We start from the raw sequence: 12,240 nt of genomic DNA, 5'->3' as shown, positions 1-12,240 counted from the left end.
CGCCCTACCGGCCCACGCGGTCGCGCAGGTAGGCGATGTCGGTGGCCTGACCGTCGACCCCGCCGGGGGTCTCGACGATGACCGGGGCGCCGGCGGTGCGGACCACCTCGACCACCAGATCGGGATCGATCGTGCCGTTGGCGAGATTGTCGTGCCGGTCCCGCCCGGAGTCGAAGGCGTCCTTCGAACCGTTGGCGTGGATCAGGTCGATCCGGCCGGTGATCGCCTTGACCCGGTCGACGATGTCGAGCAGGTCCTCCCCGCCGGCATGCGCGTGGCAGGTGTCCAGGCAGAACCCGACGCCGTACTCGCCGACCGCGTCCCACAGCCGGGCCAGGTTGTCGAACCGTCGGGCACAGGCGTTGTCGCCGCCGGCGGTGTTCTCGACGAACACCGGTACGCCGTGTCCGCCGGACGCCGCGACCTGGGCGAACGCCTTACGCCAGTTGTCGAAGCCGGTGGCGATGTCGTCACCGGCGTTCACGTGTCCGCCGTGCACGATCAGGCCCTTCGCGCCTACCTCGGCGGCGGCGCCAGCGTGGCTGAGCAGGAGCTTACGGCTCGGGATCCGGATCCGGTTGTTGGTGGTGGCGAGATTGATGACGTACGGCGCGTGGATGTAGACGTCCACCTCGGAGCCGCGCAGCTGTGCCGCGTCGGCCCGTGGTTGTGGTGCTTTCCAGCCCTGCGGATCGGCGAGGAAGAACTGGACCGCGTCCGCCTTCCGGAGGGCCGCCTCGTCCAACGGATTCGTGGCATCGACATGGGCTCCGATACGCATGAAGGCGAGCCTACGTCGCGCCGGTCGCCTGGCGGGGAGGGGCAGCCCCACCGCCGGTGGTCAGGGTGTCGAAAACGCGGGGCGTAACCCGCGTCACCTATCGATCGGTGGATCGTTTCTCCAGGTGAAATCCATGTACCCGGCACTCCGGCCGGGTCGGGACGTACGTTCCGCCGAGGTCGTACGTTCTGCCGAGAAAGGAAAGACGTGGCCCTGTCGCTCCGACGTCGTCGCGCCACCGTCGCGGTCGCCGCGCTCGTCGCGGGTACACCGCCGCTGGTGTCCGGCGTTGCGATGGCCGAGCCGGTGCCCCCGCCCGGGATGGGTGTGCGGGAGACCGATCGGGTGGTCACGTTCGGCAGTTCGGGCCCGGGTGCCCTGCGGTGCGTCTCCTCGTCGAAGGCGACCAGCATCACGGTGCCGCGGGAGGGCATGGTGCGGGTGGTGAACGACACGGGCCGGCGGACCCGGCTACTGCTGGACGGTGTGGTGCACGGGGAATTGGCCGCCGGGTCGTCCGCAGATCTGATCTTCCATCGCGGTCCGGTGTCGCTGGCACTACGACCGATCTGTGTTTTCCCCGCCGAGTCGGCCGTACGGGTCGAGGTGGGGCCGGTACCGCATGGTCCCGATGCGCCCGGCCTCAGGAGCACCGGTGCGCCGCCGAGCGCGCTGCCCGGCGCTGCCCACCTACCGCCCAGTCGACTCGGCGGGGCTCCGGCCGAACTGATCCGGCCGGTCGACCCGGTACGGCCAGCCGGGCCGGTCGGCCTGCTGGCGCTCATCGCGACCGTGTGTGTGGTCGGCGTCTCAGCAGGGGCAATTCGGGCTATTCTCGCTCAACGTGCAACACGGACTGTTGTCGCGTAAGATGACAATAGAATAGGCTCCGCGGGGCGCCTCTCGTCCAACTCATCGGTGTGGTCGTTCCTCCCCAGGTCCCACCCAAAGAATGCGGACGGGATGCGCCCCGCGGCTTTGCACGGAAGAGCCCTTTCCGGGTCGGCGCGACCGGAAGGGGTTCTTGCTGCCGCCTCGGCGCCTGCTGGCCACGGGGGTACCGGCGGTGCCCGGTACCGGAACACCGGGTAGTCTGGTCAGGTTGTCCGTGACGCTCCGGGATCCCTCCCGACGCCGTGCGGCAACAAACGCATGACCTCCTGCCACGGATGGACCGTGGCCGCTAGCCCAGAGGAGGTGGGAACGTCTTGCGTCATTACGAAATCATGGTCATCCTCGATCCAAGCCTCGAGGAGCGCACCGTCGCCCCGTCGCTCGACACGTATCTCAACGTGATCCGGACCGCGGGTGGCTCGGTGGAGAAGCTCGACGTGTGGGGCCGTAGGCGCCTCGCGTTCGAGATCGACAAGAAGGCCGAGGGGATCTACGCCGTCATCGACCTGCAGGCTTCGCCTGCGGCGGTGGCCGAGCTGGATCGGCAGCTGCGACTCAACGAGTCGGTGCTACGCACCAAGGTCATCCGGCCGGAAACGCGCTGACGCGTTTTCCGGCACGCCCCGGATCAGCCTCATCAGTCCTGTCGTACTGCTCTGGCAGCCTTTCACTGGCGGAGACTGATGAGTGCGCGAGGAGATGGTCATGGCAGGAGATACCACCATCACGGTCATCGGCAACCTGACCGACGACCCCGAGTTGCGTTTCACCCCGTCTGGTGCCGCGGTCGCCAAGTTCCGGGTCGCCTCGACGCCCCGGTTCATGGACAAGGCATCCGGTGAGTGGAAGGACGGCGAGCCGCTGTTCCTTGCGTGCACCGTCTGGCGGCAGGCCGCGGAGCACGTCGCCGAGTCGTTGCAGCGTGGCGCTCGCGTAATCGTGTCGGGCCGGCTGCGGCAGCGGTCCTACGAGACCCGCGAGGGTGAGAAGCGCACCGTCATCGAGCTGGAGGTTGACGAGATCGGCCCGTCGCTGCGGTACGCCACGGCGAAGGTGCAGAAGATGTCGCGCTCCGGCGGTGGCGGCTTCGGCGCCTCCGGCGGTGGTGGTGGCGGTGGCGGCGGTGCCCCGGGTGGCGGAGGAAACTTCGACGACCCGTGGGCGACGGCGGCACCGGCTGCCTCGCGTCCTGCCGGTTCGGGCGGCGGCGGAAACTTCGACGACGAGCCCCCGTTCTGATATCGGGTGCCTAACACTCGAGATCGCAAACCAGGAGCAAGAGCAATGGCGAAGGCTGCGGCACTGCGCAAGCCAAAGAAGAAGGTGAACCCGCTCGACAAGGACGGGATCACCTACATCGACTACAAGGACACCGCGCTGCTGCGCAAGTTCATCTCCGACCGCGGCAAGATCCGCGCTCGGCGGGTGACCGGGGTTACCTCGCAGCAGCAGCGGCAGATCGCCCGTGCGGTCAAGAACGCCCGCGAGATGGCGCTCCTGCCGTACACGGCCACGGCCCGCTGAGAGGAGGCGCCGATATGAAGATCATCCTTACCCAGGAGGTTTCCGGTCTCGGTGCCCCGGGCGACATCGTCGAGGTGAAGGACGGCTACGGCCGTAACTACCTGCTGCCGCAGGGCTTCGCGATCGCCTGGACCAAGGGCGCGGAAAAGCAGGTCACGGTCATCCAGCGGGCCCGTGCGGCCCGGGAGATCCGGGACCTCGGCCACGCCAACGAGGTCAAGGCCCAGCTCGAGGGCCTCAAGGTCAACCTGACCGCGCGTGCCGGCAACGGCGGGCGGCTCTTCGGTTCGGTGACCCCCGGCGACGTGGTGGACGCGGTCAAGGCGGCCGGTGGGCCGTCCCTCGACCGGCGTCGGCTGGAGTTGCCGGGCGCCATCAAGTCGATCGGCAGCCACCAGGTGCGGGTCAAGCTGCACCCCGAGGTGACCGCTCGGTTCGACCTGAAGGTCGTCCCCGGCAAGTAACGACACACGCTTCAGGGGTGCCGTCCGACCGGACGGCACCCCTGAACTGTTTCTCCGCTCTGCTGCCCCGTTGCGGTATCAGCCGCCGAGGGGCCGTCCGCTGATCACGCTGAAGAGCACGGTGGAGAGACCTCCGCCGACGACCGAGGCGGCGAGCCCCACGGTCACGGCCCGCCAGGTGCGGTTGAACCAGCGCATCAGGGCGGCGACCACGAGACCGGTACCCAGCGCGGCGGCGAACCGGGGCACCCCGTCCAGCAGTGCGGCCATCGCCTGCCCGCGCTCGGACTCGCAGCCGCCCGACGCTCCGGGTACGCAGTCCGCCGGAACGCTGGCGTCGAGCGTCAGTACCCAGACGAAGACGGCCAGCACCGCTACGCCGTACCAGGCGGCGGTGTAGAGGACGGCGGTCAGCGGGCCGCTGGGCCGAGGGTCGAGCAGGTCGTCCTCGAGCCGACGACTCAACGGGCTGGCCTGACGCCGAGGGCTGCTCGACGTCGGCCGCCGGCCAGCCGCCGAACGCCGCCCGGTCACTGGCTCTGGCCCACCGGCACGGCGCGGGGAGACCGTCGCACCGGCGCGGGTCCCGGCGCTCACCGGTTCGGCGCGCCGCCGGGTCGGTGGCGTGGGTTCACCCTGCCGCCGCCGTGCCGGCGCGGCCGGCCTGGTCGGTGGCGGGTAGGCGATGGCTGGAGATCGGGGCGCCGAGTCGGGTATGCCCATCCAACGCGGGTCGTCACCGGCCAGTCTGGTGCCGGACCAGAAGCCGTCGCCTCGATCGGCTCCGGTACGGCCAGCCTCCCCGGCCGCACCGGAGTCGGCCAACCCGGCGAGTTCGCCATTACGCCATTCGGTGGTGTCGGTGAACCGGTCCCACCGGCTGGTGTCGGTGCTCCGGTCCCGTCGCCGGCCGACGCCGGGGCTGCTCACGGGTCCGGCGTCGGTTACCGGTTCCAGCATTCCGGTGTCGGTGAGCTGGTCCCACCGGCTGGTGTCGGTGCTCCGGTCCCGTCGCCGGCCGACGCCGGGGCTGCTCACGGGTCCGGCGTCGGTTACCGGCTCCAACATGCCGGTGTCGGTGAACTGGTCCCAGGGACCGGAGTCGCTGTGCCGGCTGCGGCGGGTGGTGTCCAGTCGGCGACGCTCCGGGGCGGGGTTCGCGTGCCGTCCCGATCCGCCCCGGCCGTCGCCCTCGCCCTGCCATCTCGGTAGGCCACGGTCGTCACCCCGCCCGCCCGCTACCCCGGGGTCGTCGTCCGGCCGACGTACGGCTCCGACGTCCCGGCCCCGGCGTACCGGCCCGGTGTCCCGATCCCGGCGCACCGGCTCGGCATCCGGTTCCCGCTCCCATGGGCGGGCGTCGCCCTCGGCCCGGCCCGGTCGGCGTGCGGAGCTTCGGGGCGGGACGTCCGGGCCGTCCGGACGGTCGCCCTCGGTCGGCGACCGCACCCAGCGGGCGGACGGCTTCGTCGAGGCGGCCCCCTGGGCCGGATCCGTCGGGGACGGTTCGGCCGACCCGGGCACGTCCGGTCGCGGGAACGCCGTGGACGCGTCCTCGCCGGCTCGGTCGCGCGAGCGGGTGCCGCTGGCGGAGGGGCGACCCGGCGGGCTCGGATCGTCGCGGTCCCAGCTCTCCGGTCGGGCCCGCCGCCGGCCCACCGCGCCACGGCCGTCGGTCCGGTCCGGGTCGACCCGCCTCCGGCCCTCAGCGCCGAATTCCATCGTGTGGTCCCGCCAAGCCTCGCCCCGGGCGTCGGTACGGTCCCGCCAGCCACTGTCCGGCTCACCCGGGCGGTCGAGCCAGCCGGCTCGGGCGTCGGCGCCGTCCCGCCAACCGGCACCGGTCGCACCGGCGCTGTCCCGCCAGCCGGCACCGGTCGTACCGGCTCGGTCCCGCCGGGAACCGTCGTCGCCCCGGCCCGGATCGGCCGGGGCACCACGTCCGGTCCAGGAGCCGGTGGATGCTCCACCACCCCAGCCCGACGTGGGCGCGGCGGACCCGTCCACGTCCGGTTCCGGCTCGGCCCGGCGCCGCCGGCCACGGCCGGGTCGCTCGGCGGGATCGCCGGGGTAGCTTCCGCGGTCGCGGGCCGGATCGCCGCCGAGGGGCGGGAGGCGATCGCCGGCGCCGGAGATCGGGGCGGCACCGGAAACGGGGGCGGCACCGGAGATCGGCGCGGCACCGGTCCATCCGCCAGCCGTGTCGTCCGTGTGTCGTCCGGCGTCTCCCCAGCTCATGCCGTGCCGGCCGGTGGCTCCGATGTCACCTGTCCCGGCGTCGCCGGCCCCGGTGTCGGGCGCCCGTCGCCAACCGACGGTGCCGCCGGTGCCACGCCAGCGGTCGTCGTCCCCGGCACCGTCGGCAACCGGGTCGTCGGCCATGCGGCGCGGCGCACGCCAGTACTCGTCCATGCCCTCCCACGCGGCGTCCGGCTCGGCCCGTCGACGTCCGCCCCCGGGCTCGCCCGCCTGGTCCGGCCGGTGGTGCCGGCCGCCGTCCCGTCCGCCCGGGACGACCTCGGGCGGTGTCGGCGGGGTGGACTCCAGCGCCCACGGCGGGGTGTAGCTGTCGACGGGGTCCGGCGCACCACGGTGGCGGGCACGCCGACGACTCGGAGTGCGATGACTTCCGTCCGGGCGCGAGTACGGATCCCCCGGCCAAGGGCTCGCTGGGTTGCCCCAACTGTCGCTGTCATGCCGCTCGTGTGGGGCGAGTTCACCCCGCCCCCGGTCCCGATGGTCCACGGCCGGAGCGTGACCTTTCTGGTAGATCGATCGCGAGGACTCGTACACAAGATTGCCGTCGCCCGATGATACGCCGTCCCGCTGGCCCCAATTCGACCTGTTTCTTTCCTCCACATGGTGGGGACCGAGTTTGCGCAGGTCACAGCCGGTACAGGTTATCTTCCCCAGTCAGTTTCCACAGCCTGTGCACAGGGCTGCGCACACCCCATGGCCGGCCGTCCACAGGTTGTCCCGAGTTCCGTCCACCGCCGTGGTTGAGCCGTTGAGCTCGTCTTCCGTATGGTTGCGCCCTGACCTCGCCACGTCGTACCGACTTCCCCCGGTCGTGCCGGCTGGCCGGGCCGGCCCGGGACAGGCGGGGCCGATCCACGGGTCGGTCGAAAACTGTCGTACGTCGGCGGTTCGCTAGGACAGCCGGGGTGGCGGAGGGGGATGTCAGTGTCGGTCACCGACGACGTTCGCGGGGAGCCGAGGTCGTCCACGCCGTCGACCGACGTTCCGCCCCCGCGCGACGGGCAGTTCGACAAGACGCCGCCGCAGGACATCGCCGCCGAGCAGTGCGTGCTGGGCGGCATGCTCCTGTCCAAGGACGCCATCGCCGACGTCGTCGAGATTCTCAAGTCCAACGACTTCTACCGGCCGGTGCACGCGACGATCTTCGACGCGGTCCTGGACCTCTACGGCCGTGGCGAGCCGGCCGACGCGATCACGGTCGCCGCCGCCCTCGCCGACGCCGGTGACCTGGGCCGGGTCGGCGGGGCGCCGTACCTGCACACGCTGATCGCCAGCGTGCCGACGGCCGCCAACGCCGCCTACTACGCCCGGATCGTCGGCGAGCGCGCGGTGCTGCGGCGCCTGGTCGAGGCTGGCACCCGGATCGTCCAGCTCGGTTACGGGTCCGCCAGCGGTGGCGGACGCGACGTCGACGACGTCGTCGACCTGGCCCAGCAGGCGGTCTACGACGTGACCGAGCGGCGGGTGAGCGAGGACTTCGCCGTGCTCGCCGACATGCTCCAGCCGACGCTCGACGAGATCGAGGCGGTCGGTGCGCAGGGCGGCGTGATGACCGGGGTACCGACCGGCTTCACCGACCTGGACCGGCTGCTCAACGGCTTGCACCCCGGCCAGCTGATCATCGTGGCCGGCCGCCCGGGTCTCGGCAAGGCGCTCGCCCTGGACACTCCGCTGCCCACGCCGGACGGCTGGACGACGATGGGTGAGGTGAAGGTCGGTGACCAACTGCTCGACGCCTCCGGCCGCCCTACGACGATCACGGCCGCGTTCGAGATCATGAAGGATCGTCCCTGCTACGAGGTCGAGTTCTCCGATGGATCGGTACTCGTCGCCGACGCCGAACACCTCTGGAAGACAACAACCCGGGCCAGTCGTCGGCAAGCGTCCGAAACGTCGAGGCGCCGGTACTGGCCGGACGAGTCGGTCCATCGCCTCCGGCAGGTATACCAGGGTGTCCTTGCCGAGCCCGATCGGTTGATCACACAGGCCGAAGTGTTGGAGTCGGCCGGGTCGGAATTCCGCCACATCCTGCACACGGTCGGGCGTCGGGTCGGCGCGGCTGGCCGGCTTTCGCGGCCCGTCGTCCGCAATGGCAGGACTCAAAATTGGACAGCGCCCGCGTACCGCAGTCACCCGCTGCTGACGGGACTTCTCGCGCAGGCCGAGCAACCGGTGAATACCGCCACGACGGTGGTCCACGAGAATGTCTTTACGACCGAGCAGATCGCACAGAGTCTGCGCACCAACACGGCGGACCGCCGGGTGAACCATGCCGTCGAAAACGCTGCCGCGCTACAGCTTCCTGAGCGCGACCTCCTGATTCCGCCCTATACGCTCGGCATCTGGCTGGGCGACGGCGCCAGCGCCGCATCCCAGTACACCAGCGTGGATCCGGAGATGGCGACGTACATCGAGGAGGATGGCTTCCTGGTCCGCCACCACGGCGGTCTGCGGTACTCGATACACCCGAGGCCCCTGCCGCCGATCCCGTCACGGGCGTGCATCGTCTGCGGCATTTCGTTCCAGCCGAAGTCGATGGCCGTCCTCACGTGCGGACGAGTCTGCGGGGGCCGTTCGCGACATCTGCCTCGACGCCAGATCGGGTGCGCAACCTGCGGCAAGCCGTCCCCCGGCCTGCAACAGAGGGGCGCATCTCGGCAGTGCGCGCAGTGCTATCGGACCGTCGGATCGGTCGTGGGCATGCTGCGCACGCTGGGAGTGCTGAACAACAAGCACATCCCTCCGGCGTATCTGCGGGCTTCGGAAGGCCAGCGCCGGGCACTTCTCGCCGGACTGCTCGACACGGACGGCACGGTTGCCCCGACAGGCAACGTGCAGTACACCTCGACATCACCCCGGCTCGCCGAGGATGTTCGGGAACTCATCGTCAGCCTCGGATACCGCTGCACGGTGAACGAGAGGGTGGTTCGCGGCGCTACCGCCGCATCCTCGATCGCGTACACGCTCAACTTCTCCACGGGAGACGACCTGTTCCGCCTCCGGCGGAAGCGGAAGGCCCACCTGGAACGGCGTCGGACCACCTCGCATAGTCGAACCGGGTCGAGGTACATCGTGGCCGTCCGCCCGTGCGCGAGTGTGCCGGTGCGGTGCGTGACGGTCGACAACGCCGACCATCTCTACCTGGCTGGCCGGAGCATGATTCCGACCCATAACTCCACGGCATCGATGGACTTTGCCCGGAATGCGGCAATCAGGCACAACTGTGCGAGCGCGATCTTCTCGCTGGAAATGAGCAAGGTCGAGATCGTCATGCGACTCCTCTCGGCCGAGGCGCGGGTGCCACTGCACGTGCTGCGTAGCGGGCAGCTCTCGGACGACGACTGGACCAAGCTGGCCCGCCGGATGGGCGAGATTAGTGAGGCGCCGCTCTTCGTCGACGACACCCCCAACATGAACCTGATGGAAATCCGGGCGAAGGCGCGGCGGCTCAAGCAGCGGCACGACCTCAAGATGATCGTCGTCGACTATCTCCAGCTGATGAGTTCGCCCAAGCGCACCGAGAGCCGCCAGCAGGAGGTCGCGGAGCTGTCCCGAGGACTCAAGCTGCTCGCCAAGGAGGTCGAGTGCCCGGTGATCGCGGTCAGCCAGCTGAACCGTGGTCCGGAGCAGCGTACCGACAAGCGACCGCAGTTGTCCGATTTGCGCGAATCTGGGTCAATTGAGCAAGATGCCGACGTCGTCATCCTGTTGCACCGCGACGACTACTACGACAAGGAGTCGCCCCGGGCCGGTGAGGCCGACTTCATCGTGGCCAAGCACCGGAACGGGCCCACCGACACCATCACCGTCGCGGCCCAGCTCCACCTCTCGCGCTTCGTGGACATGGCGATCGTCTGAGCGGGCGGTCCAGCCGGCGACGGGCCCGGCTCAGCCGAGCAGCGGGATCCAGCCGGCCGACTCGCCCAGCGCCAACCGGTCGTGCCCGGTGAGCGGAATTCGTCCGGTCGCCTTCAGGACGTAGTCGACGTCGGACCAGTCGGCGGGGCGTACGGCCTCGTCGCTGAGCAGCCCGTCCAGGGTCGTGACCGCGATGGTGACGCCACCCGGGTCCGGCTCCGGTGCGTCGGGAAGATCCAGTATCAGGTCGAGATGGTGCACGACCGCCTCGGTGACCAGGGTGGCGAGGAAATCCGGAACCGTCAGCACATGTCCCTGGGTGGCGACGTATCCGCGCGGGTCCGCCGCGCGGGCCGCCCGTACCGCCGCTGGCGCGGTGTCCGTCCAGAGCCGGACCACTCCGCGCGGTCGGTCGAACGCGGCGGCACACCGGCGTACCCACGAGGCGTGCCGGCCCTCGTCCGGGTCGTCCGGAGACTGCCAGTAGCTGACGGCGTCGACGTCGGCCGGTCCGTCCGCCGGGCTGGCCAGCGCGACCAACGCCCGCTGGGCGTCACAGACGAGGTGGAAGAGGAGATCGGCGGCGAACCAACCCCGGCAGCGTGTCGGTCGCAGCAGGTCCGCATCGGCGAGGCCGTCGACCGTCGCGGTGATCCTGTCGTACGCCGTCGCGAGCGCGAGTTGGCCCGGCACCGGGACCGTCGGCGGCGGATCGTGTCCCTCGGACAGCTCGTCCAGCGCACTCACCTCGCCCGGTCTCTCCCCTGGTGGAGGGGCGACCAGTCCGCCCGCCCCGGTCAACCGTCGAGCCTAACGGGTCACGGTCTCCGCGAGGCGGAACCGGATCCGACGCACAAGATCCCCATGCCCAGGAAGGTACGCCCACCCATCGACGACGCGCGGGAGTTGATACCTGAGCACGGGGATCCGAGGCTGGCCAGCCGGCGGGACCTGGATCGAGATCCGGTCAGCCGGCGGGCCGGTCAGCCGAAGAAGTCGTCGAGGAACCCCTTACGCTTCTTGTGCTTGTAGTGGCCGTGGTAGCCGTAGTGCTGCTGCTGGTGCTGCCCGTAGGCCGGAGCGGGAGCCTGCGGGTAACCGTGGGCCGGCGGTGGCGGCGGCGGCACGTGGCTCGGCGCCGCGTAGCCCGGCTGGTGCGGTGCGGGCGGCGGGTAGGCGTTACCGGGCGCGTGCGACTGCTGAGGCGCCGGCGCGTGCTGCTGGCTCCAGTTGGCCTCGGCCTCGAACAGCTTCTCCAACTCGCCCCGGTCAAGGAAGAGTCCACGGCATTCGGTGCACTGGTCGACCGTGACGCCGCTGCGCTCGTACTGACGCATATCGCCACGACACTTCGGACAGGTCATCTGCATCACTCGACGGTACCCGGTCGAATCATCCGGAGCCCGTCAGCAGCGCCACCACTTCCTCGTCCGGCACTTCGTGAAAGTCCGCGTAATAGCGGCTGACCGCACCGAAGCTGGCCGGACGTTCCGGGCAGACCACCTCGTCGGCGGTTCGGGTCAGCACCGCGTACGCCTCCGGCGCGCCCACCGGGACCGCCAGCACCACCCGGCGGGCGCCGAGTTGCCGGGCCACCCCCACCGCCGCCCGGGCGGTGGCACCGGTGGCCAGACCGTCGTCGACGATCACCGCGATCCGGTCGTCGAGCCGCAGTGGGGGCCGCCCCGTCCGGTACCGCCGCTCACGACGTTCCAGTTCCGCCGTCTCCGCCCGCACCACCGCGTCCACCTCCGCCGGGTCCAGCCGACCGGCTATCTCCTCGTTGAGCACCCGCAGCCCGCCCGGCCCGACGGCGCCGAAGGCCACCTCGGGCGCCTCGGGCAGGCCGAGCTTCCGGACGACCAGCACGTCGAGCGGCACCCGGAGGCGTTCCGCCACGGCAGCCGCCACCGGAACGCCACCCCGGACCAGGCCGAGGACGATGACGTCCGGTTGACCGGCGACCGAGTCCAGCAGGTCGGCCAGCACCGCTCCGGCGGCCGTCCGATCCCGATAGGTCGCGTCCATGTCTCAGGTCTACGCCCCGTCGGCGCGCCCTGCCGGCAGACGGCACAGAAAGTCCAGGTCGCCGGCTCAGAGCCGACTTCCCAGTTGCCAGCCCAGGGCGGCGACGCCGAGCCCCACCGTGAGGGTGGCCACGACGTTGAGCAGGGCCCAACCCCGCCCGGCCGGTCCGGCTCCGGCCAGCCGTACCGTCTCGTAGCCGAACGTCGAGTAGGTGGTCAGGGCGCCGCAGAAGCCGGTACCGACGAGTGTGCCGACCCAGCCCGGAAGGGCGGTGCCGACGCCGGCCAGCAGGCCCAGCACCAGCGAGCCGACGACGTTGACGGTGAAGGTGGCCCAGGGCGACGGCCGGGAATTACGTTCGGCCAGCCAGTTGACGCCGAACCGGGCGACCGCGCCGACCGCGCCGCCGAGCAGCACCATCACCCAGGTCAG

At 70.7% G+C, this 12,240-nt stretch carries 12 protein-coding genes; 6 read left to right on the top strand and 6 right to left on the bottom strand.

The features are described from left to right. Positions 1-4: 4 nt before the first annotated feature. Positions 5-781, bottom strand: a complete 777-nt coding sequence (locus ACFP2T_RS23080; RefSeq protein ID WP_377424870.1) for a deoxyribonuclease IV — start codon at positions 779-781, stop codon at positions 5-7. A 207-nt stretch (positions 782-988) separates the two neighbouring features. On the opposite strand from ACFP2T_RS23080, the gene ACFP2T_RS23075 reads away from it, so the two are divergent. The 5 genes from ACFP2T_RS23075 (at position 989) to rplI (ending at position 3,663) form a co-directional block, all read left to right on the top strand. Further along, complete coding sequence (locus ACFP2T_RS23075; protein ID WP_377424868.1) at positions 989-1,651, top strand: hypothetical protein; 663 nt, start codon at positions 989-991, stop codon at positions 1,649-1,651. Positions 1,652-1,989: 338 nt separating this feature from the next. Then, complete coding sequence (rpsF, locus tag ACFP2T_RS23070; RefSeq protein ID WP_192766155.1) at positions 1,990-2,280, top strand: 30S ribosomal protein S6; 291 nt, start codon at positions 1,990-1,992, stop codon at positions 2,278-2,280. Positions 2,281-2,362: 82 nt separating this feature from the next. Further along, positions 2,363-2,914 carry a single-stranded DNA-binding protein gene (locus tag ACFP2T_RS23065; protein WP_377424866.1) on the top strand — a complete coding sequence of 184 codons (552 nt, stop codon included), beginning with the start codon at positions 2,363-2,365 and terminating at the stop codon, positions 2,912-2,914. A 45-nt stretch (positions 2,915-2,959) separates the two neighbouring features. Continuing rightward, on the top strand, positions 2,960-3,199 hold the full coding sequence (gene rpsR, locus ACFP2T_RS23060; protein ID WP_007073789.1) for a 30S ribosomal protein S18: 240 nt from the start codon (positions 2,960-2,962) through the stop codon (positions 3,197-3,199). Between the two features lie 14 nt (positions 3,200-3,213). Then, positions 3,214-3,663: a 50S ribosomal protein L9 gene (rplI, locus tag ACFP2T_RS23055; protein WP_377424865.1), complete on the top strand. Its 450-nt coding sequence runs from the start codon at positions 3,214-3,216 to the stop codon at positions 3,661-3,663. Positions 3,664-3,741: 78 nt separating this feature from the next. Here rplI and ACFP2T_RS23050 read toward each other — a convergent pair whose 3' ends face one another. Continuing rightward, positions 3,742-6,408, bottom strand: coding sequence for a hypothetical protein (locus ACFP2T_RS23050; protein WP_377424864.1), 2,667 nt, complete (start codon positions 6,406-6,408; stop codon positions 3,742-3,744). 432 nt (positions 6,409-6,840) lie between these two features. Between ACFP2T_RS23050 and dnaB the strand changes: the two genes are divergently transcribed. Beyond that, positions 6,841-9,780: a replicative DNA helicase gene (gene dnaB, locus ACFP2T_RS23045; RefSeq protein WP_377424862.1), complete on the top strand. Its 2,940-nt coding sequence runs from the start codon at positions 6,841-6,843 to the stop codon at positions 9,778-9,780. A gap of 30 nt (positions 9,781-9,810) precedes the next feature. Here the strand turns inward: dnaB and ACFP2T_RS23040 are convergent, their stop codons facing one another. The 4 genes from ACFP2T_RS23040 to ACFP2T_RS23025 all read right to left on the bottom strand — a co-directional run bounded on the left by ACFP2T_RS23040 (position 9,811) and on the right by ACFP2T_RS23025 (position 12,240). Beyond that, on the bottom strand, positions 9,811-10,527 hold the full coding sequence (locus ACFP2T_RS23040) for a maleylpyruvate isomerase N-terminal domain-containing protein (protein WP_377424860.1): 717 nt from the start codon (positions 10,525-10,527) through the stop codon (positions 9,811-9,813). Positions 10,528-10,763: 236 nt separating this feature from the next. Then, entirely contained in the window at positions 10,764-11,153 is a 390-nt protein-coding gene (locus ACFP2T_RS23035) for a zf-TFIIB domain-containing protein (protein WP_377424859.1), read from the bottom strand. A gap of 19 nt (positions 11,154-11,172) precedes the next feature. Beyond that, the gene (locus ACFP2T_RS23030; protein WP_377424857.1) at positions 11,173-11,808 is read right to left on the bottom strand and encodes a phosphoribosyltransferase; all 636 of its coding nucleotides are present in this window, start codon (positions 11,806-11,808) and stop codon (positions 11,173-11,175) included. A gap of 66 nt (positions 11,809-11,874) precedes the next feature. Beyond that, positions 11,875-12,240, bottom strand: a complete 366-nt coding sequence (locus ACFP2T_RS23025) for a fluoride efflux transporter FluC (RefSeq protein ID WP_377425207.1) — start codon at positions 12,238-12,240, stop codon at positions 11,875-11,877.

This window comes from Plantactinospora solaniradicis, from assembly GCF_042658085.1.
In the GTDB taxonomy this organism is placed as follows: domain Bacteria; phylum Actinomycetota; class Actinomycetes; order Mycobacteriales; family Micromonosporaceae; genus Plantactinospora; species Plantactinospora solaniradicis.
Note: the sequence above shows the minus strand (reverse complement) of the source record. Positions and strands in the feature narration are given on the sequence as shown.

Bases quoted from the DNA above. Each gene is read 5' to 3' on its own strand.
- ACFP2T_RS23080 (WP_377424870.1), bottom strand. From the start codon at position 781: ATGCGTATCGGAGCCCATGTCGATGCCACGAATCCGTTGGACGAGGCG.
- rpsR (WP_007073789.1), top strand. From the start codon at position 2,960: ATGGCGAAGGCTGCGGCACTGCGCAAGCCAAAGAAGAAGGTGAACCCG.
- rplI (WP_377424865.1), top strand. From the start codon at position 3,214: ATGAAGATCATCCTTACCCAGGAGGTTTCCGGTCTCGGTGCCCCGGGC.
- dnaB (WP_377424862.1), top strand. From the start codon at position 6,841: ATGTCAGTGTCGGTCACCGACGACGTTCGCGGGGAGCCGAGGTCGTCC.
- ACFP2T_RS23030 (WP_377424857.1), bottom strand. From the start codon at position 11,808: ATGGACGCGACCTATCGGGATCGGACGGCCGCCGGAGCGGTGCTGGCC.